The following is an 18,401-nucleotide window of genomic DNA, read 5'->3' as shown; positions in this document are numbered from 1 at the left end:
CGAGCCAACATCGTGGCTGGTATCGTACGGCAATTTGCCGTATAGTTCGCACCAGGAGGACCATCCCATGGCTGCCCACACCACCACCGCCCGGCTCGAAGCGCGCATCAGCGCCGACCTGCACGCGCAGCTCAAGCGCGCCGCCGAGTTGCAGGGACGCACGATGACCGATTTCGTGGTCTCGGCCGTGCAGGAGGCCGCCCAGCGCGCCATCGAGCAGGCGGCCGCCATCCGGCTGTCGGTGGCCGACCAGGAGTGCTTCGCCCAGGCCTTGCTGTCGCCGCCCACCGCGGCCCCGGCGCTCAAGCGCGCCTTCACGCGTCGCCGCAAACTGCTGCGCGCTGAATGAGCCGGGCGCCGTTTCGCGTGGTGCCGCTGGACGCCACGCACGACCGCTCGGCCTTCGATTGCGACAGCCCGGCGCTGAATCGCTACCTGCGCGAGCAGGTTTCGCAGGACGTGCGCCGCCGCGTCGCGGCCTGCTTCGTGGTCGTCACCGATGAGGGCCGCATCGCGGGCTACTACACCTTGGCCTCGGCGAGCCTGTGGTTGGCCGATTTGCCGCCGAGCACCGCGAAGAAGCTGCCGCGCTATCCCACCGTTCCCGCCGTGCGCATGGGACGTCTGGCGGTCGATCGCTGCTTTCAGGGGCAGGGGCTGGGCGGCGCGCTGCTGGCCGACGCGCTGGCGCGCGCAGCCCATGCCGAGATTGCCGCCTATGCGCTCACGGTCGATGCCAAGGACGAGACGGCTGCGGCCTTCTACCGGCACCACGGGTTCATCGACTTGCCAGAGACGCCGCTGACCTTGTTCCTCCCGCTGGCAACGGTGCGCGGTCTGCGCTAACCCTCAGAGCCTGTCCAGCTCATGCCGGATCGCGGCAGCGAGCTTGGGCAGTGCGCCTCGGACGCCTGCCGCGAGATCGAACCGGCGCTTCAGATCCACCCGCCGCACCAGCACGGCGATCGCAATCTCCTGCCCGCGCTGCAGGCGCTTGACGCCGGATCGCTGCCGCTCGGCGCGCTTGAAGCGGGCGAGCTGTGCGGCGTTTTCCTGGAGGTTTTCGGCCATCAGCAGCACGCGCCCGTCCTTCTCGACGAAGAAGGCGTTGCCCGAGCGCATCAGGCCGTCGATCACGGCCTTGAAACGCTTGGGACCGATACGACCGGGCAGCAGCGGGATCAGCAGATTGCCGCTCACGGTGCCGCCTTGGGTGTGGATGCCCAGCCAGGGGATGCGGCTGCCCACCCACAGCGCGGGCAGACGCTCGGGCTTTCGGTCGAACAGCTTGGTCTGCATCGACGAGACGAAGCTCGCGCGCCGCACCTCGAAGGCGCTGCGCATCTGGGCGCGGGCGGCCTCGCGCACCTCGCGGCCGCCCGAGGTCATCCCCTTGGCCACCGCCGCGTGGATCGCCCGCCGACGCTCCGCGCTCCAGGCCGAGAGCTTCCTTGGATCGAGCAGTCCCTCGGTGGTGAGCGTCAGTTTCATGGCCGCACGTCCTCCCACAACTCGCGCTGCAGCCGCTCGATCGCAGCCCGGTCGCCCTGCGCCGCCACGGCGTGGACAGCGAGCCGCAGGGCGAGGTGCTGCCGCTCGATCCGTGCATCGGCCTCCAGCAAGGCCCGCGCCTGCGGCAGCGTGTAGCGCATCACCTCATCGAGCCGGTGCCCGGCGCGGATCAGGCGGGCAACCGCCTGGTCCCAGCCTGCATCTGCTCCAGGATCGGCGCCAGATGCTGCGCCGCGCCCTGGATCGCCGGCACCACCCGCCCCACGAAAAAATCCGCGTTCACCTCGAACACGGCGGCGGCCAGTTGCACGGCATCCTCCAGCGACAGGTCGTTGATCCAAGCCCGCTCGCGCCGGGTGGTGATGGCCAGCAGCTCCAGCACGGCCTCGCCATGCCGTGCCAGGAGGTCGAGCCAGTCCGGCTCGGCTGAGAGATCGGCGGCGAGGGGCCGCACCGCGGCCAGCAGTCGCGGCAACTCGCCCAGCCGGATCGGCGTGAGTTCGAGCGCGGTGCCGGCCACCGTGACCACCTTGGGCACGGGCGGGAAGGTCTCGAAGTCGGGCATGGTCGCGTTCCTTTACAACAGCACCAGACGGCCGAACTGGCCCAGATCGCCACCGACCGGCTTGGTGAGATCGGCCAGCACCTGGCCGGAGAGTTCGAACTTGAGCAGCTCGTCCGTGATGATCGAGAGTTCCTTGGCCGGGTTGATGGCCACGCGATAGAGGTCGATCACCACCTCGCGGTTGGCGTCGGCGGTGTTCAGGCCCTCGAAGCGGATCCAGCGCTCGGGCAAGGCTTGCGTGAACATGGCCGTGTGGCTGGCCGCACCAAACGCATAGTCCACCGTGAAGGGCTCGGTGTACGGGCCGCCGGTGGTGGCATCCAGGATCACCAGCGACCCGTGCTTGGCGTTGACGCTGTACTGGCTGGCCGGCAGCGTCTTGGGCGGGCTGTCCGAGTCCTGCACCTGCACCGCCGAGACGTTTTGCATCGTGAGCGGATAGAGGTGCCCCGGCGTGACCGGGTTGGGCAAGGCTTCGCCGGTGACCGTGCCTGGCGTGACTTGAGTGCTGTGCCCGTAGAGCGCCAGCGCCAGGTTGACCGGGATGAGTTCCTCCAGCGTGCAGGCGAACTCGCCCTTCTTGGTCTTGATGAGCTGCAGGTCGGTCAGGCGCTGGCCGGACTGCGCCTCCTGGTGCTCGATGGTGTCCACCGACAGCGACACCTTCAGTTCCGGCACGTTGCCGACGAAGGTCAGTCCCGCCGGATTGCCGGCCGCATCGCGCGCGCCGATGTAGACGCGTCCCTGTCCAGAGAAGTAGGCCATGGTCAGTCTCCCGTGGGGGTGTGCGTGGACGGGGCCGCGACGGCGGAACCGTCACGGCGCGAGGATTTGAGGGATGGGATCGAGGACTCCGGCGTGACGAGCCGGGCCACGCCCTGGGCGATCAGCCAGCGGGCGCTGGCCTCGTGGATGTCGAGGCGCTCACCCACAGCGAGGCGCTTGCCTGCGTGGGTATGGGGTTTCAGTAGCTCGATGGAGAGATTTGGCATAAGGGGTTCATCCTGTTTGGGTGAGGTCGAGGGCATGGGTGCGGTAGCGGATCTCGTAGCGCGCCGGCAGCATCACCGTGCCGGCATCGAGGTCGTCGGCGTCCCACTCGGCGTCGAGCTCGCGCACCGCAAGCGCCAGGCCGCCCAGGTTCGGGTCGACGAGCACGGCGGCGTGGGCGGCGACGATCAGCCGATCGGCCGCGTCGAAGGCGTCCATGCCGCGCGCGAGCGCGACCAGGCGCACGGTGAGCGAGCGCTCCACCAGCCGGTTGGCATGCGCGGTGAGCGCGTCGCCCTCGACGAAGACGAGCAAGGCAGGGCCGGCCTCGCGCGGCAGCGGTGTGGCCGGCTGGCGCAGCACGGGCGCCGGGGCCAGGGCCGCCGTGAGCCGATCGACCAGGGTGCGCAGCAGGCGCTCGCGCACCGAGTTCATGGCAGCCTCGCGAGCTTGGCCCGGCACTCGCGGCCGTCGCCGAAGGCGCTGACCTCGCGCACGCGGTAGGACTGGCCGACGATGGTGACCACGTCGCCCGGCGCGAGCGCGAGGCGCGAGGCCGCGTACTCGATCTCGAAGTCGCGCGCGAGCGCCAAGCCCTCGAGCACCGTCTCGTCCGGCGCACGGAACGCGCAGTGCACGGTGGTGGTGCCCACCACGACGGGCGTCAAGAGTCCCGCGCGCTCGGCGGCGTCATACAGATCCTCCACACGCACCATCGCTGCGGCATCACACCGTGAGCTTGACCAGCACGCCCGGCCGGTGACACATCGGCAGCGGGTTGGACTGGGTGTGCAGATCGGTGCCGCGGTCGAACTTGCGCGGCTCCTGCTTGGCGTACAGCGGCTGGCCCAGGGTGTTCACGGTCTCGTTGAAGTCGGCCGGCGCGAAGTAGGTGGCGAAGGTGTCCACCGTGCCCAGCGGGAAGGCATGGGCCTCGCCCGCGGCGATGAAGCGGCGCACCGTGCCATCCGGGCTGCTGGCCTGACCGCGGTACTCCTCGAAGGTGATGCCGGCGAAGACGAAGCCGGCGCGCACGTCGTTGATCAGCATCGCGCCCTGCTGCCAGTTCGTGTAGGCCTCCTTGACCGCCTTGTGGCCGGTGAGCGCCCGGAAGAACTCGGGCGAGCACAGGACGTGCACGCCGGTCATGAACTCGCCCTTCAGGTTCTCCTCGATGTGGGCCAGCACCTCATAGCAGTGGCCTTTGACGTCGCTGTTGGCATTGGTCAGGTCGAAGGCGATGACCGCCTGGCTCAGGTCGAACTCGTCGAACAGGTCGTAGATCGTGCTGCCGTCGGCGTCCAGGATCTGGCCTTTCAGCGCGCCCATGCGCAGGTGTTCGAGGGTGATCGCGTGCTTGTTGCGCATGGTCTCCAGATGCCGCGCGAGCACGCCGGCGATGGCCTCCATCTCGGTTTCCGAGCCGAAGGCGCGGATGCCCTGCACTTCCTCGGGCAGCACCACGTCGTCGTGCGGGATGTGCGGGACGACGAAGGAACGAAGCCGACGCTGACCGCGCTCACCCACCGTGCCCGGTGCGCCCGGAGGCCGCGTGGGCAAGAGGTTGAGGCGCCCGGCGTACTCCTCGATGACGACCTGGCGCGTGCGCACGGGCTTCGGGGGGAACAGGTTCAAGGCTTCCAGCCGCCCGTAGCGGTTGGGGATGAGGTTGATGGCCGCCGTGAGGCTGGCCATCGAGAAGCCGGGGGCATCGAAGGGGTTGAGCATGGAGGTCTCCAGATATGACAAACCCGCCAGGCGGCGGGTCGCTCGAAGGGTCGGGATCGGGTGTCGGTCAGGCGCTGTCGCGCACCAGGATGCCGCGCGCTTCCAGCTGGGCGATGGCGGCGGCCTTCTGCACGGCCGTGATGCCTGCGGGCCAGACGAGCGCGCCTCGCGCGACGATGGCGTGGCGGGCGATCAGGATCGCGTCCTCGCGGTCGATCAGCGTCGCATCGACCGCATTGCCCAAGACGCCTGCGGCCACTTCCGTGCCGTCGGTGGCGCTCGGATCAAAGGCCTTGAGCTTGCCCGTGGCCGTCTCCAGGCCGACCACGGCGCCCAGCAGCAGGTGCTGCCCCGCGGCCACGGTCGAGCGCTCGCGCGAGTAGAGATTCGGCGCCTCGTATTTCAAGAGGTCGCCAAGATTGGTGGCTTGGGTGAGCGTGGGCATGGCTTACTCCCGGGTCACGAGTTTCTTGACGGCGGCGACCACCGGCGAGGCGGCCGGATCGGCGCCGGGGGCGCTCCAGTCCTGCGGGGCGTGGGTCGAGCGCACGGCGGACGCCATGCTGTGGGCGGCGCGCGCCTCGAGCAGGAGACGGCGCACCTCATCTTCGGTGCGGCCGGCGGCGATGAACTCGGCGGCGCGCTCGGGGCAGCCGGCGATCAGGCACAGTTCCGCGATCACTTTCGCGGACTGCGCCACTTCGCGGCGGGCCTCGGCCACCAGGGCGGCGGCCGCATCCGCGCCGAGGGGCTCGGGCGCGGCATCGGAGGGGGAATCGGTCATGGTGGGGGTTCCTCGCGGTAAGGTCGCCTTCCCGGTCGTGATCTGGCGCGGCGGGGAAGACGGACGCCGCGCGGCAGCAAGATGTCGGTCGAACTCGGCGAGCACCGCGGGCAGCGTGGCCACCCCGTCGGCCAGCCCCGTCTCGACGGCTTGTGGGCCGAAGAAGAGCGCGGCCTCGGTCGCACGCACCGCGTCTTCGGCCAGGCCGCGCATCGCCGCCACGTGCGCGACGAAGAGCGCGTGGAGCCGGTCCACCTCGGCCTGCAGCGCCGCGCGGGCGGCATCGGCCAGCGGCGCGTGCGGCGAGTAGTCGTTCTTGCGCGCGCCCGCGGTGATCGCGGTGTAGCGGTAGCCGTCCCGGGCGTCCTTGATCGATTGGTCGACGTGCAGCGCGATCACGCCGATCGAGCCCACGCCGCCGGTCTCGGTGACGAAGAGCCGCTCGGCGGCGCAGCCGATGGCGTAGGCCGCGGAGAAGGCGGCGTCGTTGGCCACCGCCCAGATGGGCTTCACGGCCGCCGCCTCGCGCACGCGGCGGGCAAGCTCGAAGCAGCCGCCGGTCTCGCCACCGGGCGAGTCGATGTCGAGCACGATGCCGGCCACCAGAGGGTCGGCCAGCGCCGCCTCCAGCCGCGCGCCGATCTCGGCATAGCTCACCAGCCCCGAGGCCGCCTCCAGCCCCAGCGTGCGCTTGACCAGCGTGCCGTGAACCGGGATCACGGCGATCGAACGTTCCGGAAATGCCGCAGGGTTGGAAGCCTTCGGCAGTGGCGGCGCGAGTTCGACGTCCGGCGCGGCGAGATTCAGGCGGTCGGAGAGCACGGCCAGGATCAGGTCGAGCTTGGCGCGCTGCACGAGCAGGGGCGTGCTGAACAGGCGGGCGGCGAGATGAGGCAGCATCGGTGTCAGTCCTGAAGGTCGGTCTCGTGCGCCGGCGTCGGCGATGTCGGCGTCGGTTGGTCGTGCCGCGGATCCGAGTCGAACACCAGCCCCAGTTCATCGGCGCGGGCGTTGTCCGCGGCGATCTCGCGGTCAATGTCCTCGGCGTCGTAGCCGTAGGCCGAGATCGCCTCCGAGCGGCTCATCAGTCCTGCGCGGATCGCGAGCTTCAAGGCGTTGAACTCCTTGAGCGGATCGACCCACTGCCAGCCCTGCGGGATCCACTTGGCGGCGAGGAACTCTCGGCGCCGGCGCGCAAAGCCCGGCAGCGACAGGGCGCCTTCCAGCACCGCCTGCTCCATCCAGGCCCGCCACACCGGGCGGCAGAGCAGGTGCACGATCACGCCATGCTGGATGGCCTCACAGCGGCGGCGGAACTCCAGCAGTCCCGCACGGATGCTGGAGTAGTTCACCTGGGTGAGATCACCGGTGAGCATCTCGTAGGTGATGCCCATGGCGGCAGCCACCGCCCGGAACTGCTGGCGCATGAACTCGCCGTAGCTCGAACCCACGTCGGCCGGCTGACTGAACTTGATGTCCTCGCCCGGCTCCAGGATCTGCAGCGTGCCGGGTTCGAGCCCCGCGAGCGCCACCCCCTGGGCATCGGGCAGCCCCTCGCCCATCAGGCCGTCCTCGGGGGCGAGCCGCGTGATGAAGCCGGCGAACATCGCGGCGGTTTTCTTGCGCACCAGCTCGGCGTCGTCGTACTGGTCCAGCTCGTGCAGCTTGATGAGGGCGCGGGCCAGCCACGGCTCGCCGCGGATCTGCCCCGGGCGCAACGGGCGAAACAGGTGGATTACCTCGTCTGCGGGCACGCGCACGGTGTCCAGCCCTCCTGCGGCAGCCCCCGTGCCCGACATCGGGGCCAAACTGCCGTCGCCCGGGTGCGAGCGGGTCAGGTGGTAGGCCACGCGCCGGCCCAGCCGGTCGAACTCGATGCCCGCGCGGATCGCGTGGCCGGACGGCAGGTCCCGGTTCAGGGTGGTCGGCAGGTGCTCGGGCTCGAGCAGCTGCAGCTGCAGCCCCACCGGCAGGCCATCCTCGGGGCGGCGCCAGCGCAGCCGGATCAGGCACTCACCGCCCTCGAGCATGGCCCGGCAGGCCAAGGCCTGCAGACCATAGAAGTCGGTCAGGCCCGCCGCGTCGGCCTCCTCCACCCAGTCCCACCACAGCGCGTGGATGGCCTCGCGCAGCGCGGCGTCCTGCACCATGCTCTGCGGCTTGATGCCGGTGCCGATGGCGTTGGCGACGAAGGCCTCGATGCCGGCGGCGGCCCAGGCGTTGCGCCGGGCGAGATCGCGGCTCTTGGCGCGCAGCTCGGGCTGTGTGTAAGCCAGCGCCGCCACCGCCCCGGGATTGCCGACCTGCCAGGCCAGCGAGCGGCGGCCGCCGCCTGCGCCGTCGTAGGTGGGGCTGCCGCCCAGCAGCCGGCGCTTGACGCTGTGCCACCAGCCCATCCTCAGGTCCCCTTGGCGGTGGTGATGCGAATCTGCCGCGGCGCGTCCGGCCACAGCCCCGTGGCCACGGCCTGCTCGAAGAGGCCGCGTTTCACGGCGGCGATGGCCGCTTGCAGTTCCTCCACCGAGCGGTACTCGACGGTCTTGTCGCCGAAGGTCACGCGCCGCTCGCCCTTGGCCAGCGCCGCTTGCAGGGCATCGAGGTCGGCTTGGGTGTAGGCCATCAGCGGTAGACCACGAGGTTGACCTCAAGGGAGTCGTCGAACGCGGTGGCCGTGGTGGCGCAGCTGAGGTCGACGTGCTGGGCAGTCTTCTGGTCGGCGGTGGCGCGCACGACGGCGATGCGCTGCGTGCCGCTGTTGGTGCTGCTGCGGGCCAGCGCCGTCCAGCAGTAGTCGGTATCGGGCATCGGCGTGGCAAAGCTCACGCGGTAGCGGCCGGCCGCGGTGCGGGTGACACCGGCCACGTTGTGGGCAGCGCGCACGACGATCTGGTTGCCGACATACCCGAAACACACCCAGGCCCGGGCCAGGCCGGGGTGGGTGGCGTCGATCTTGGTCCGGACCTCCAGGCCGATGCGGCCGGCCAGGGCGGCGATGCGTGAGGCCAGGCTCATCAGACGAGCGCCCCTTCGAAGACCGCGACGAAGTCGGTGTCGGTGTTGCCGACGTCGGCACTGGCCACCGCGCCGATGTTGCTGCGCGCCTGGGTGGCTTCGGCAGCGGTGAGGGTCTGCGGCGCATCGAAGCGCACCCGGTGGTTGACGGCGGACAGCAGCGCGTCCAGACCGCTGGTGCCGTTTTGCAGCAGCTGCTGGATCTCCAGCAGGGTGTCGTAGGCGGCGTCCGCCCCGCCCAGGATCTCGGCTTTGAGCGCATCGAGCAGCGTGACGATCTTGCTCGACGAGTAGGTGCTGGTGGTGGCGACCTGGGTGTCGTCGATCGCGCCGGACGCGAGCACCGCGGCCTTGAGTTCGTTGATCGCCGCCACCAGGCTCGACTTGTCGGTGGTGGTGAGGTTGGCGAGGTTGCCGGCCTTGGCGCGCACGTCGTTGAACTCCTGCGCGACGCGGATGACCAGGCTTTCGATGCGGGTGGCCAGACTCATGTTCTCTCCTTCGGGTTCGGAACAGACAGCGGGGATCAGCGCAGCCAGGGGCTGCGGATCACACGCCGGCCGAGGTTGCGGTTCGTAGAAGTAGCGAGGCCACCTCGCTGGGTGGCCTCTTCAGGGTTCAATGCAGGAATCGGTGGCGGCGCATCCGGTGGTGGCGCCAGCCCCAGTGGCCGCTCCAGCTCCCGCCAGTGGCGTTCCTCGAAACGGTCCAGGCCCGCCGCCGATGCGGCGGCGCGGGCGTAGACGTAGCAGTCCAGGGCTTCGTTGCGCTCGCGCATCTTCTGCCACTCGCGCACCGGGTAGCCGTTGCGGTCGCGCCGGGTGACGAGTTGCTCGGCGCACAGCTGCTGGATGAACTCGGCGTCGATCTTGGGCAGATGCACGAAGCCGGCCGGATAGACCGGGGTCGCGCCGTCCTCGGCCACGTCGGCGCTCTTGCGCAGGTTGTTGTAGAGCTCGAGCTTGGCGATGCCCACCGCCACGCCGTAGACCTTGATGCCCCGGCGCAGCCGCTTGCCCGAGAGCGAGACGTCCACCGCCGTCGGCGTGCCGATGAGTGCCGCCCCGCGCGGAACACCTTTGACCGCCATCACCCGCGGATCGCGGCAGGCGCGCACGAAGGCGTAGGCTTCCTGGGTCGCAAAGCCCGTGTCGAGCGCGAAGCGCGCCAGCGGCATCTGCGCGCCGCTCTCGTGCGTCCAGGTCTCGGCGACGAGTTCCGCGAGGCGCTTCCACACCGCATCGCGGGCCGTGTCGCCCATCAGCACCCGGTGCTCGACCAGCCAGGCTGCCTTGCCGCGCCCGAAGGCCCAGATCGAGGCCTCGATGCGGTCCTTCTGCACGTCGGCGCCGCCCACGAGCAGCAGGCCGCCGGCGGGCACCCGGCCCAGGGGATAGTCCTCACGCCGTTCCAGCAGCCGCTGCCAGTCGGGCGCCTCGCCCTCCTCGACCCAGGTCTCGCCCAGCTCCGTGTTCTTGAAGGTCTTGATCGCGGCAGCCGACCCGGATTCCTTGCCAACCGCTGCCTCCCAGGCGGCGGCGATGTCGCGCCAGGAGCGCCAGCCCACCGGGCTGTAGAGCGACGACAGGTGAAAGCCCGCCGTCTTGGCACCGGGGGCGCAGGCCTTCCACTCCCCTTGCTCGAGCATCCAGGTCTTGTGGTGCTCGGCAATCGACACATCGCAGGCCTCGCAGACGTAGGCCGCCGTCTGCGGCGCGCCCTTGTCCCAGCGGAGTTGTTCGAAGCGCAGCCATTGGCGGTGGCCGCAGTGCGGGCAGGGCACGAAGTAGCGCCGCTGGTCGCTCGCCTCGTACTCGCGCTCGATGGCGCTCGCGCCCGCAATCGTCGGGGTCGAGACGATGAAGATCTTGCGCCGCGCAAAGGTGCGCGTGCGCGCCTCCGCGAGCGAAATCGCATCGCCCTCACCCTCGACGTCCAGCGGATAGCCGTCCACCTCGTCGAGGAAGAGATAGCGCACCGGCATCGAGCGCAGGCCCACCGCGCTGTTGGCCCCGGTCATCACCAGCACGCCGCCGCGGAACTCTTTGGCCAAGATGGTGTTGCCCGAATCCCGGCTGCGCGCCGGGGCGATGAGTTCGGAGAGCACCGGCGACTCCTCGATCAGCGGGTCGATGCGCTGCTTGGAGTTGCGCTTGGCCATCTCCACCGTCGGCCACACCGCCATCATCGGCCCCGGCGCGTGGTGGATGACATAGCCGATCCAGTTGCTGCCCATTTCGGTGGCGCCCAGTTGCGCGGCTTTCATGAACACCACCCGCTCGACGGGCGAGGTCGGCGAGAGGCAGTCCATGATCTCGCGCAGGTAGGGTGTGCGGCTCGTGCGCCAGCGCCCCGGCTCGCTCGAGGCCTTGCTCGAGAGCACCCGATGCCGGTCGGCCCATTCGGAGACCGTCAGCAGCGGATCGGGGGTGAGCCCCTCGCGCCAGGCCCGTTCGATGTCGTCGGCGCCGTCGTAAGAATCACCCATGCCAGACATCGATGCGCTGCTCACGTAAACCCATACACCCCACGCAAAAGCCGATGTACGATCACCGGCTGTAACGAAGCGGCTTTATGTGCGGGATGCGCATTCGAGTGTCGCTTCGGGGCCGGGGGAACCCGTTAACCCGGTCACACCCCGTTTTGGATCTGCCGACGCGCGGATAAGTCCCGTTCGAGCGGCAGGCTGACTCAGGCGCCCACCCTGGGTCACCCGTGTTTGGCGGTGGCGACGTCCCGACTGGCAAACCAGAACCGCCCATGTCCGCAGCGAGTCGGCGCGTGCGGGCATTTTTGTTGGTCGAAGATGCGCAGGTGAGTGCCAGTCGCCGCGTGCTTGCTCATCGTCAGTCCACCCGCGGTCGAAGCTCGCCCAGTTCCTGCAAATGCTCGCGCACGGCCGCATCGAGCGCCACGTGCAGCGCATGCGCATCGACGTTCAGGCGTGCAGCCATCTGCGCCGAGATGCGCGCCGGCCAGTTCAGCCACGCATCGCGCTCGGTGCGCGCGAGCTTGAACACGTGAGAGACGGCCTGCGCGCGATCGACGAGCTCCCCCTTGCGCTGTGCCAGCTCCACTTTGTTGAGCTGGGCCTTGAGGACCTCGTTGACCGTGCGCGCCTGCAGCAGCGAGGTGCCGCCGGTGGGCAGCGGCGGGGTGCCGGGGTCGGGGATTACCTGTTCGGGTTTGGCCTGCGCCCTCTGGGGAGTGGGGGGCTTGTGCTCGGGTGCGCGGCGGGGCTGCAAGGTGTTGCGCGCCCACTGCGCATCGGCCGTCTCGGCATCGATCGTGCCGTCAGGCAGCGGCGTGATGCGGCCGGTGTCGATCGCCTTCTTCACGGCCACGTGCGACACGCCGCGGTGGCGCGCGTAGGCGCGAATCGAAAGTCCCATCGTCGCCGTCTTCCCACATCGGTTCGTGTTTTTTCAGATTCAGCTTGGCTTTCCTCGCAAACAGCGCGTTCATCCCATCACGCCAACCACACCGAGAGGAACACGCCATGCCCCCCATCGACCCCCTCCTCACCCAGATCGCCCAGCAGCATCTGGGCCTCGAAACCCTGCAGACCCGCCACGCCGACCGCCTGGACTTCCACGACCTGGCGGTGTGGAACCTGCGCGCCGCGCTGGAAGCGGCCTTCAAGGCAGGCGTCGAAGCGGGGGCGTCGCGCCCAAAACCCCCGGAGCCGGACGTCGCCCAGGACTGACCGGAAGGTGGTGAAGCCAGGCACGAAACGCTTGGCTTCACAGGCGAACAGCGCGTTCATCACCTCACCCGATCCACCCCCGCGAAGGAGCAGCCCATGACCCCCATCACCTTGACGCCCACCCAGCACGCCATCCTGGCCCATGCCATCGAGCACCACGGCGGCCGCATCGAGTGGTTCCCCGAGCACATCAAGGGCGGCGCGCGCCAGAAGGTGCTCGACGGCCTGTTCAGCCGTGCCCTGATCACCACCGATGGCAGTCGCTGGTTCGTCGCCGCCGAGGGCTACGACGCCCTGGGGCTGCCGCGCCCCGGCGCGAAGACGCCGAGCGCGGGCTCGTTCGAAGCCTGTCTCGATCAGATCATCGCGAACGCGGAAACTGCGACAGCCGCCACGAGCGATCCCGAATTGGAGGCCGCCGTCACTGCCGCCGAAGCCGCGTGGACGCAGGCGGAGGACGATGCGCCGCGCCGCACCCGCGCCCACAGCAAGCAGGCGCAGGTGATCGCGATGCTGCGCCGCCCCGAGGGCGCCACGATCCGCCAGATCATGGATGCCACCGGCTGGCAGCCGCACACGGTGCGCGGCACCCTGGCCGGGGCGCTCAAGAAGAAGCTGGGACTGGCCATCGTCTCCGACAAGCCCCAGGGCGGCGAGCGGGTGTACCGCATCGCCTGAACAACAAGATCGAGACAGAGGCCAAGCGGCGCTTGGCTTTTGCATCGAACAGCGCGTTCATACGGGTGTCGCCACGATCCACCCGATGGAGCCCGAGATGAGCACCACCCCAAAGACCATCACAGCGATCCCCGTCACCCAGAACGAGTCGTGGGGCTTCTGGGGCACGATGGGCGAGCACGCCCAGGCCGCCTGGCCGATCGCGATGACCGCGATCTCCCACGCCACCTGCCAGCCGTTCGAATCGGTACGGGCCTTCCTCGACAGCGTCCACGGCCGCCACTTTGCCGACGACGTCCTGAACGGGCTGCACGAGGGCAAGAACCTGGCGGACGCGATCGAGGCCGCCACCGGGCGCTGGATGGAATGGACGATCGGCCGTCAAACAGCCAAGCAATACGGCATCCCGCGCGGCTTGCCTTACCTGACGGGCTTTGTGATTCACTGCGCGATCACCGACGAGTCGCTGGCCGCCTGATTGAACGCCACGCCATCCGCCTCGCGGGTGGCCTGCTGGCCGGTAAAGTCCTGCCAGCGGCGCACGATCACATCCACGTACTTTGGATCGAGCTCGATCAGCCGGGCGATGCGGCCAGACTTCTCGGCCGCAATCAACGTCGTTCCAGAGCCACCGAAGGGATCGAGCACCACATCGCCCGGTCGGCTGGAATTGCGGATCGCCCGCTCGACCAGTTCCACCGGCTTCATCGTCGGGTGCAGGTCGTTTTTCTGCGGCTTCTTGATCTGCCACACATCGCCCTGGTCGCGGTCGCCGCACCAGTGGCGCTGCGCGCCCTCGGGCCATCCGTAGAGGATCGGCTCGTACTGGCGCTGGTAGTCGGCGCGGCCCAGGGTGAAGGTGTGCTTGGCCCAGATGATGAAGGTGGACCAGTGGCCGCCGGCGGCGCGGAAGGCCGATTGCAGCACGTCCAGCTCGCTGGAGGACATGGCCACGTAGATCGCGCCGCGGCAGTGAGCAATGGTCGGCGTCAACGCCGCCAGCAGGAAGTCGTGGAAGGCGTAGCCCAGGTTGTCGTTGAGGATCGCGCGGTCCTTGCCGCGCAGCTTGTCTCTCGCGCTGTTGGCGTAGTTGACGTTATACGGCGGGTCGGTGAACACCATGTCGGCTACCGCGCCTGGCATCAACCGCTCGTAGCTCTCGGCGAGGGTCGCATCGCCGCACAGCAGCCGGTGCGGGCCGAGGCGCCAGACGTCGCCCGGGTGTGAGATCGGGGTCGCCTCGACCTCGGGCACTGCGTCCTCGTCGGTCTGGCCTTGGACATCCGGCTCGTCGCCCGCGAGCAGATCGGCCAGCTCGTCGGCATCAAAGCCGGTGAGGTCCAGGTCAAGGCCCGCTGCCTGCAGGTCCTGCAGCTCGAGGTGCAGCAGTTGCTCGTCCCAACCAGCGTTCTCGGCGATACGGTTGTCGGCGATCAAGAGCGCCCGGCGCTGGGTGGGCGTGAGGTGGTCGAGCACGACCACCGGCACCCGTTCCAGCCCCAGTTTCTGGGCAGCGGCCAGCCGCCCGTGACCGGCGACGATCACGCCGTCGCTGCCCGCGAGGATCGGGTTGGTGAAGCCGAACTCCGCAATACTGGCGGCGATCTGCGCCACCTGCTCCTGGGAATGGGTGCGCGCATTGCGGGCGTAGGGGATGAGCTTGGCGGTCGGCCACTGCTCGATCCGCTCGGCCAGCCACGACGCCCTCATGCCGGGATTTCCTCCGTTGCCCGTCGCTCGGCCGCCACCTCCTCGAAGGACTGGCCGCTCGCAAGCATCGTCACCGGCACGCCGGGGTGGTTCTGCCGAAAGCGTGTGACCGCCACGTCCACGTACTCGGGCGCGATCTCCACGCTGCGGCAGACGCGGCCGGTACGCTCGGCGGCCAGCATCGTCGTACCGCTGCCGCCAAACGGCTCGAACACGAGGTCACCGCTATCGGTGTAAGCCTCGATCACGAACTGCGGCAGCGCCACCGGGAACACGGCCGGGTGGTCGATGCCCCGGCCAATCTTGCCTTTGTGGCGCATCACGCGGATCACCGCGTCGGGGATGCGGCTGTCTTGGGTGGGCAGCCCTTTGTGCGTCCAACCGCCGACTTCGCCATCCTTGCCGCGCATCGCGGTGGACGATCCATCGGCGCGCAGGTGGGTGTCCTGTCCGGCCCATTTGCACGGCACGATCTTGTTCGGCTTGCGGCTTTGCCGGTTGAAGTGAAAGATGAACTCGAAGGCAGGCGCCAGCCGGCCTGCCCAGTCGCCGGGCATGCCCGGCCCCTGGTCCCAGACGTACCAGGCGAAGCGCCGCCAGCCTTGCTGGCGCATCCACGCCAGCCACCCATCCCAGTACGGGATGACCTCGTTGTCGCGGTGGATGAGGCCCAGGTTCACCAGCACCTGGCCGTCGTCTGCCATCGGCAGGTGCGCGAAGACGCCGCGCATCAGGCCGTCCCAATCGGCGATGCCGCCGGTGGTGTAGTCGCGCTGGTTGCCGTAGGGCGGCGAGGTAAAGCACAACGCAGCCTTCTCGCCCTGCATCAGCGCGGCGACCACGTCCCGGTCGGTGGCATCGCCGCAGATCAGGCGGTGCTTGCCGAGCACCCAGATGTCACCGGCGCGGGCAACCGGCACGGTCGGGGTTTCGGGTACCTCATCGGCGGCGTCCGGCGCCTCGGCTTCGGGTTCCGGTTCGGCATCGACCGTCGCGTCGGCGAGCAGCGCTTCGATCTCGGCTCCCTCGAAGCCGGTCAGCGCCAGGTCGTAGCCGGCATCGGATAACTCGGCCAGCTCCAGCGCGAGCAGTTCCTCGTCCCAGCCGGCGTCCAACGCCAGACGGTTGTCGGCGAGCACCAGGGCGCGCTTTTGCGCCGGGGTCAGGTGCGCCAGTTCGATCACCGGCACCTGCTCGAGCCCGAGCCGGCGAGCCGCCGCCAGACGCCCGTGGCCGGCGATGATGCCGTTGTCGCCATCGACCAGGATCGGGTTGGTGAAGCCGAACTCGACGATGGAGGCGGCGATCTTGGCGACCTGCGCCTCGCTGTGCGTGCGCGGGTTGCGGGCGTAGGGGATCAGCGTCTGGAGCGGGCGGTACTCGACCTGAAGTGCGTTCAAGGGAGAAGTCCAAAAGCAAAACCCGCCGGGCGTTGCCGCCGGGCGGGTGGGATGAGTTCGGGTTGCGTTCGGAGTCTGGTGACGCGGTGACTGCTCTGCCGGGTGGTAACCAGGGCCGGTAACCGGGCCGGGTGGTAACCTGCTTGGCGCCCTGACGCTAGGGCGATGCCGCGCTCGCGCCCCCCGCATGGCTCGGTGCCCAGGAAGGACCCGTGGATGGCTGGGCGGCTTCCTCGACCGTCACCGCTGTCCAGACCTTAGCCGAAATGCTACCCCCAAACGGGCGGATCTGTTGCAGTGGCGAAAGCCGCATCACGCCGCAGACGCACGCGGATGCACGATCCCACCCGCCAAATCACGCCAAAACACGCAGGCGTGGTGGCGGTGCGCTCGTGCCCCGCGACTTCAGAGCACGGCCTCCAGCCCCTTGCGTTCGATGAGGTCGAGCAGCTTCTGCGAGGGACCGCTGGGCTTCTTGTCGCCCACTTCCCACTTGCGCACGGTCGAGACGCTGGTGTTGAGGACCGATGCCAGCACGGCCTGACTCAAGTGCAGGCGTTCGCGCAAGGCGCGCACTTTCTCAGCGTCGTATTCATGCACCGGCTCCAGGCACAGCGCGTCGTACTTGCGCATCTTGCGCTTGTCGATGAAGCCCAGGCGATGCAGGTCGCGCGCCGTTTCGTGAACGGCTTCGAGCAGGCGGCTCTTGGACTTAGGCTCGTTTGTCATGGCAAATCTCCTGCAATGTTCCGTCGGCAACGGATTCATCCAACTGGCGCGCGGGACGGGCCAGCAGATCGGCGGCCAGATCCTGCAGCGCTTCCAGTTCCTCGTCATCGATGTTGGCCCGCTCGTTTTTCTCGAAGCCGTAGACGAAGAACCAGCGATCGCCCTTGTTGGTGGCGATCAAGGTGCGCGCGCCACCACGCTTGCCGCGGCCAGCCAAGCCCACGCGCTTTTTCACCACGCCACCGCCCAGGTCGGCATCGATGAGGCCCGCGGCCATCTCCTCGACCGCTTGACACAACCCGGCGTCTGTCAGTTCGGTCTTGCGCATCCAACGAGCGAAGTGGCGCGTCTTGAAGACTCTTCTCATTAGCGAAGTATGCCACTTAGTGGCACCATGTGTCGAGAAGTTCCTTGCTCTCCGTTCAGACGGTCGGCCACGATCGAGAGCGCCCGCTGCCACCGCCGCCAGGCGGTGGTCCGGTCGCAGCCGAAGCGGGCGCAGATGTCGCGCCAGCGGTGGCGCTCGGCACGCATCCATACCAGGTGGCGTTCCTCTTCCTCCAGCCACAAGACCCAGCGCATGGTCTCGAGCATCCGCTCGACCGTCTCGGGTGCGGGCGGGAAGCGCCGGATCGAGGGTTCGGCCCCCAGCGTCTCCCAGGGCATGCGCCGGATCGCGGGCCAGGTGTTGAAGTAGCCCTGCACGCGCACGGGCGGCAGGCGGTGGGCGGTGATGGCCGCCTCCCGGAAGCGTTCGGCCACCCGCTCGACGGTCCACTCAGCCATGGCGCGCCTCCCGTGCACCGTAGAGCCGCTCGCCGATTCGGCGGATCAGCTCGCGCTCCACCCAGTCGAGCCGGTCGTCGTCGACGGAGACGACGAGCAGGCGTTGCTCGCGCCAGCCGCGGCGCTTGACGGCCTCCACGTCCATCGGCTCGGGCTGCAGGCGCCCCAGCGGGCAGCGGTAGCGAGGGGTCGGGATGTCCATCTCACGCCTCCTGTGCCGCGTCGTGATGCTGGATGGCCCAGTGCAGCAGGGCCAGCGCGTCGGCTTCGTTGTCGTCGGTGGGCAGGTAGCCGCGCGCGCGCATGGCCGCCATCATCTCGTCCTTGCTCGCATTGCCCTTACCGGTGACGTGCTTCTTGATCGTGCCCACCGGCACGCCCTGGTAGGGGACGCCGTGGTGCTCGCACCAGGCCGTGAGCGTGGCGAGGAACCCGCCGTAGGCGTGCGCGGCATCGGTGGAGGCGTGGCGGCGCACTTCCTCGAAGTACAAAAACTGAAGTTCAGAAACCGATGTCTGAATTTCAGAAATCCAACGGCCAAAGCGCAGGTAGCGCATGCCGCCGCCTTCGAATCGCTGTGGCTTGAAGGATTGGCTGCCGCTGGTGATGCGGCCGGTGCGGTCGCGCAGCGCCCAGCCGGTGGTGGTGCCCAGGTCGAGGGCCAGGATCGTGGTGTGCATGGTGTCAGTCCTCGTTCGGTGGGGACTGACGCATCCGACGCACGATATCGATAGTTCCCGTGAGGCGCGCGCACGCGCGCGCGCGTAGAGACTTACGATGGACAGCGTCAGATGCGTCAGT

Annotated in this window: 28 protein-coding genes; 5 read left to right on the top strand and 23 right to left on the bottom strand. The window is 69.0% G+C overall.

From position 1 onward, the window contains the following. Positions 1–67: 67 nt before the first annotated feature. Both ML340_RS05955 and ML340_RS05950 read left to right on the top strand, forming a co-directional pair. Positions 68–349, top strand: coding sequence for a type II toxin-antitoxin system TacA family antitoxin (locus ML340_RS05955; RefSeq protein WP_240097676.1), 282 nt, complete (start codon positions 68–70; stop codon positions 347–349). Then, a complete protein-coding gene (locus ML340_RS05950; RefSeq protein ID WP_240097674.1) occupies positions 346–846 on the top strand; it encodes a GNAT family N-acetyltransferase in 501 nt (166 codons plus the stop codon). Before ML340_RS05955 ends, ML340_RS05950 begins: the two co-directional genes overlap by 4 nt. A gap of 3 nt (positions 847–849) precedes the next feature. Here ML340_RS05950 and ML340_RS05945 read toward each other — a convergent pair whose 3' ends face one another. The 16 genes from ML340_RS05945 to ML340_RS05870 all read right to left on the bottom strand — a co-directional run bounded on the left by ML340_RS05945 (position 850) and on the right by ML340_RS05870 (position 11,929). Further along, positions 850–1,491 (bottom strand): DUF6441 family protein, encoded by a 642-nt coding sequence (locus ML340_RS05945; RefSeq protein ID WP_240097672.1) that lies wholly within the window; start codon positions 1,489–1,491, stop codon positions 850–852. Then, positions 1,488–1,652 carry a hypothetical protein gene (locus ML340_RS05940; RefSeq protein ID WP_172601803.1) on the bottom strand — a complete coding sequence of 55 codons (165 nt, stop codon included), beginning with the start codon at positions 1,650–1,652 and terminating at the stop codon, positions 1,488–1,490. Before ML340_RS05940 ends, ML340_RS05945 begins: the two co-directional genes overlap by 4 nt. A gap of 29 nt (positions 1,653–1,681) precedes the next feature. Next, positions 1,682–2,077, bottom strand: a complete 396-nt coding sequence (locus ML340_RS05935) for a DUF6631 family protein (protein WP_240097670.1) — start codon at positions 2,075–2,077, stop codon at positions 1,682–1,684. Between the two features lie 12 nt (positions 2,078–2,089). Continuing rightward, the gene (locus ML340_RS05930) at positions 2,090–2,842 is read right to left on the bottom strand and encodes a phage tail tube protein (RefSeq protein WP_240097668.1); all 753 of its coding nucleotides are present in this window, start codon (positions 2,840–2,842) and stop codon (positions 2,090–2,092) included. 2 nt (positions 2,843–2,844) lie between these two features. After that, entirely contained in the window at positions 2,845–3,069 is a 225-nt protein-coding gene (locus ML340_RS05925; RefSeq protein WP_240097666.1) for a DUF7210 family protein, read from the bottom strand. A 7-nt stretch (positions 3,070–3,076) separates the two neighbouring features. After that, a complete protein-coding gene (locus ML340_RS05920) occupies positions 3,077–3,502 on the bottom strand; it encodes a hypothetical protein (protein WP_240097664.1) in 426 nt (141 codons plus the stop codon). Then, entirely contained in the window at positions 3,499–3,774 is a 276-nt protein-coding gene (locus ML340_RS05915; protein WP_425608286.1) for a head-tail joining protein, read from the bottom strand. Before ML340_RS05915 ends, ML340_RS05920 begins: the two co-directional genes overlap by 4 nt. Positions 3,775–3,793: 19 nt before the next feature. Continuing rightward, positions 3,794–4,795 carry a major capsid protein gene (locus ML340_RS05910; protein ID WP_240097652.1) on the bottom strand — a complete coding sequence of 334 codons (1,002 nt, stop codon included), beginning with the start codon at positions 4,793–4,795 and terminating at the stop codon, positions 3,794–3,796. 67 nt (positions 4,796–4,862) lie between these two features. Continuing rightward, positions 4,863–5,240 (bottom strand): head decoration protein, encoded by a 378-nt coding sequence (locus tag ML340_RS05905; RefSeq protein ID WP_240097650.1) that lies wholly within the window; start codon positions 5,238–5,240, stop codon positions 4,863–4,865. A 3-nt stretch (positions 5,241–5,243) separates the two neighbouring features. Beyond that, a complete protein-coding gene (locus tag ML340_RS05900) occupies positions 5,244–6,479 on the bottom strand; it encodes a S49 family peptidase (protein WP_240097648.1) in 1,236 nt (411 codons plus the stop codon). Positions 6,480–6,484: 5 nt separating this feature from the next. After that, positions 6,485–7,975 carry a phage portal protein gene (locus ML340_RS05895; protein ID WP_240097646.1) on the bottom strand — a complete coding sequence of 497 codons (1,491 nt, stop codon included), beginning with the start codon at positions 7,973–7,975 and terminating at the stop codon, positions 6,485–6,487. Between the two features lie 2 nt (positions 7,976–7,977). Beyond that, positions 7,978–8,199, bottom strand: coding sequence for a phage head-tail joining protein (locus tag ML340_RS05890; protein ID WP_240097645.1), 222 nt, complete (start codon positions 8,197–8,199; stop codon positions 7,978–7,980). Next, positions 8,199–8,591: a hypothetical protein gene (locus ML340_RS05885; protein WP_240097643.1), complete on the bottom strand. Its 393-nt coding sequence runs from the start codon at positions 8,589–8,591 to the stop codon at positions 8,199–8,201. Before ML340_RS05885 ends, ML340_RS05890 begins: the two co-directional genes overlap by 1 nt. Next, positions 8,591–9,082 (bottom strand): hypothetical protein, encoded by a 492-nt coding sequence (locus tag ML340_RS05880; RefSeq protein WP_240097641.1) that lies wholly within the window; start codon positions 9,080–9,082, stop codon positions 8,591–8,593. Before ML340_RS05880 ends, ML340_RS05885 begins: the two co-directional genes overlap by 1 nt. Before the next feature lie 35 nt (positions 9,083–9,117). Beyond that, positions 9,118–11,079, bottom strand: coding sequence for a phage terminase large subunit family protein (locus tag ML340_RS05875; RefSeq protein ID WP_240097639.1), 1,962 nt, complete (start codon positions 11,077–11,079; stop codon positions 9,118–9,120). Between the two features lie 358 nt (positions 11,080–11,437). After that, positions 11,438–11,929, bottom strand: a complete 492-nt coding sequence (locus ML340_RS05870; RefSeq protein WP_240097637.1) for an elements of external origin — start codon at positions 11,927–11,929, stop codon at positions 11,438–11,440. 161 nt (positions 11,930–12,090) lie between these two features. Between ML340_RS05870 and ML340_RS12005 the strand changes: the two genes are divergently transcribed. From ML340_RS12005 to ML340_RS05855, 3 genes are all read left to right on the top strand, one after another. Further along, a complete protein-coding gene (locus ML340_RS12005; protein WP_425608285.1) occupies positions 12,091–12,297 on the top strand; it encodes a DUF6900 domain-containing protein in 207 nt (68 codons plus the stop codon). Positions 12,298–12,393: 96 nt separating this feature from the next. Further along, on the top strand, positions 12,394–12,975 hold the full coding sequence (locus tag ML340_RS05860) for a DUF3489 domain-containing protein (RefSeq protein ID WP_240097633.1): 582 nt from the start codon (positions 12,394–12,396) through the stop codon (positions 12,973–12,975). Between the two features lie 97 nt (positions 12,976–13,072). Next, entirely contained in the window at positions 13,073–13,453 is a 381-nt protein-coding gene (locus ML340_RS05855) for a hypothetical protein (RefSeq protein ID WP_240097631.1), read from the top strand. Here the strand turns inward: ML340_RS05855 and ML340_RS05850 are convergent. From ML340_RS05850 to ML340_RS05820, 7 genes are all read right to left on the bottom strand, one after another. Next, positions 13,417–14,685 carry a site-specific DNA-methyltransferase gene (locus tag ML340_RS05850; RefSeq protein ID WP_240097629.1) on the bottom strand — a complete coding sequence of 423 codons (1,269 nt, stop codon included), beginning with the start codon at positions 14,683–14,685 and terminating at the stop codon, positions 13,417–13,419. The two genes, ML340_RS05855 and ML340_RS05850, sit on opposite strands and share 37 nt — an antisense overlap. After that, complete coding sequence (locus tag ML340_RS05845; protein WP_240097627.1) at positions 14,682–16,085, bottom strand: site-specific DNA-methyltransferase; 1,404 nt, start codon at positions 16,083–16,085, stop codon at positions 14,682–14,684. Before ML340_RS05845 ends, ML340_RS05850 begins: the two co-directional genes overlap by 4 nt. A 405-nt stretch (positions 16,086–16,490) precedes the next feature. Continuing rightward, positions 16,491–16,814, bottom strand: a complete 324-nt coding sequence (locus ML340_RS05840) for a helix-turn-helix domain-containing protein (RefSeq protein WP_055424142.1) — start codon at positions 16,812–16,814, stop codon at positions 16,491–16,493. Next, a complete protein-coding gene (locus ML340_RS05835) occupies positions 16,798–17,181 on the bottom strand; it encodes a type II toxin-antitoxin system RelE/ParE family toxin (protein WP_072756620.1) in 384 nt (127 codons plus the stop codon). Before ML340_RS05835 ends, ML340_RS05840 begins: the two co-directional genes overlap by 17 nt. Beyond that, positions 17,181–17,600 carry a DUF6362 family protein gene (locus tag ML340_RS05830; protein WP_240097622.1) on the bottom strand — a complete coding sequence of 140 codons (420 nt, stop codon included), beginning with the start codon at positions 17,598–17,600 and terminating at the stop codon, positions 17,181–17,183. Before ML340_RS05830 ends, ML340_RS05835 begins: the two co-directional genes overlap by 1 nt. Next, positions 17,593–17,802 carry a hypothetical protein gene (locus ML340_RS05825; protein WP_240097620.1) on the bottom strand — a complete coding sequence of 70 codons (210 nt, stop codon included), beginning with the start codon at positions 17,800–17,802 and terminating at the stop codon, positions 17,593–17,595. The genes ML340_RS05830 and ML340_RS05825 overlap by 8 nt, the downstream gene beginning before the upstream one ends. Before the next feature lies 1 nt (position 17,803). Next, entirely contained in the window at positions 17,804–18,280 is a 477-nt protein-coding gene (locus ML340_RS05820; protein WP_240097618.1) for a crossover junction endodeoxyribonuclease RuvC, read from the bottom strand. Positions 18,281–18,401: the final 121 nt, after the last annotated feature.

The sequence above is a fragment of the Thermomonas flagellata genome, assembly GCF_022419185.1.
Lineage (GTDB): Bacteria > Pseudomonadota > Gammaproteobacteria > Xanthomonadales > Xanthomonadaceae > Thermomonas > Thermomonas flagellata.
The sequence above is the reverse complement of the archived record's forward strand: the minus strand, read 5'-3'. Positions and strand labels throughout refer to the sequence as shown.

Bases quoted from the DNA above. Each gene is read 5' to 3' on its own strand.
- ML340_RS05825 (WP_240097620.1), bottom strand. From the start codon at position 17,802: ATGGACATCCCGACCCCTCGCTACCGCTGCCCGCTGGGGCGCCTGCAG.
- ML340_RS05855 (WP_240097631.1), top strand. From the start codon at position 13,073: ATGAGCACCACCCCAAAGACCATCACAGCGATCCCCGTCACCCAGAAC.
- ML340_RS05895 (WP_240097646.1), bottom strand. From the start codon at position 7,975: ATGGGCTGGTGGCACAGCGTCAAGCGCCGGCTGCTGGGCGGCAGCCCC.
- ML340_RS05880 (WP_240097641.1), bottom strand. From the start codon at position 9,082: ATGAGTCTGGCCACCCGCATCGAAAGCCTGGTCATCCGCGTCGCGCAG.
- ML340_RS05955 (WP_240097676.1), top strand. From the start codon at position 68: ATGGCTGCCCACACCACCACCGCCCGGCTCGAAGCGCGCATCAGCGCC.
- ML340_RS05905 (WP_240097650.1), bottom strand. From the start codon at position 5,240: ATGCCCACGCTCACCCAAGCCACCAATCTTGGCGACCTCTTGAAATAC.
- ML340_RS05940 (WP_172601803.1), bottom strand. From the start codon at position 1,652: ATGCGCTACACGCTGCCGCAGGCGCGGGCCTTGCTGGAGGCCGATGCA.
- ML340_RS05920 (WP_240097664.1), bottom strand. From the start codon at position 3,502: ATGAACTCGGTGCGCGAGCGCCTGCTGCGCACCCTGGTCGATCGGCTC.
- ML340_RS05820 (WP_240097618.1), bottom strand. From the start codon at position 18,280: ATGCACACCACGATCCTGGCCCTCGACCTGGGCACCACCACCGGCTGG.
- ML340_RS05925 (WP_240097666.1), bottom strand. From the start codon at position 3,069: ATGCCAAATCTCTCCATCGAGCTACTGAAACCCCATACCCACGCAGGC.
- ML340_RS05835 (WP_072756620.1), bottom strand. From the start codon at position 17,181: ATGAGAAGAGTCTTCAAGACGCGCCACTTCGCTCGTTGGATGCGCAAG.
- ML340_RS05930 (WP_240097668.1), bottom strand. From the start codon at position 2,842: ATGGCCTACTTCTCTGGACAGGGACGCGTCTACATCGGCGCGCGCGAT.
- ML340_RS05945 (WP_240097672.1), bottom strand. From the start codon at position 1,491: ATGAAACTGACGCTCACCACCGAGGGACTGCTCGATCCAAGGAAGCTC.
- ML340_RS05910 (WP_240097652.1), bottom strand. From the start codon at position 4,795: ATGCTCAACCCCTTCGATGCCCCCGGCTTCTCGATGGCCAGCCTCACG.
- ML340_RS05900 (WP_240097648.1), bottom strand. From the start codon at position 6,479: ATGCTGCCTCATCTCGCCGCCCGCCTGTTCAGCACGCCCCTGCTCGTG.
- ML340_RS05840 (WP_055424142.1), bottom strand. From the start codon at position 16,814: ATGACAAACGAGCCTAAGTCCAAGAGCCGCCTGCTCGAAGCCGTTCAC.
- ML340_RS05935 (WP_240097670.1), bottom strand. From the start codon at position 2,077: ATGCCCGACTTCGAGACCTTCCCGCCCGTGCCCAAGGTGGTCACGGTG.
- ML340_RS05860 (WP_240097633.1), top strand. From the start codon at position 12,394: ATGACCCCCATCACCTTGACGCCCACCCAGCACGCCATCCTGGCCCAT.
- ML340_RS05875 (WP_240097639.1), bottom strand. From the start codon at position 11,079: ATGGGTGATTCTTACGACGGCGCCGACGACATCGAACGGGCCTGGCGC.
- ML340_RS05950 (WP_240097674.1), top strand. From the start codon at position 346: ATGAGCCGGGCGCCGTTTCGCGTGGTGCCGCTGGACGCCACGCACGAC.
- ML340_RS05885 (WP_240097643.1), bottom strand. From the start codon at position 8,591: ATGAGCCTGGCCTCACGCATCGCCGCCCTGGCCGGCCGCATCGGCCTG.
- ML340_RS12005 (WP_425608285.1), top strand. From the start codon at position 12,091: ATGCCCCCCATCGACCCCCTCCTCACCCAGATCGCCCAGCAGCATCTG.
- ML340_RS05890 (WP_240097645.1), bottom strand. From the start codon at position 8,199: ATGGCCTACACCCAAGCCGACCTCGATGCCCTGCAAGCGGCGCTGGCC.
- ML340_RS05830 (WP_240097622.1), bottom strand. From the start codon at position 17,600: ATGGCTGAGTGGACCGTCGAGCGGGTGGCCGAACGCTTCCGGGAGGCG.
- ML340_RS05850 (WP_240097629.1), bottom strand. From the start codon at position 14,685: ATGAGGGCGTCGTGGCTGGCCGAGCGGATCGAGCAGTGGCCGACCGCC.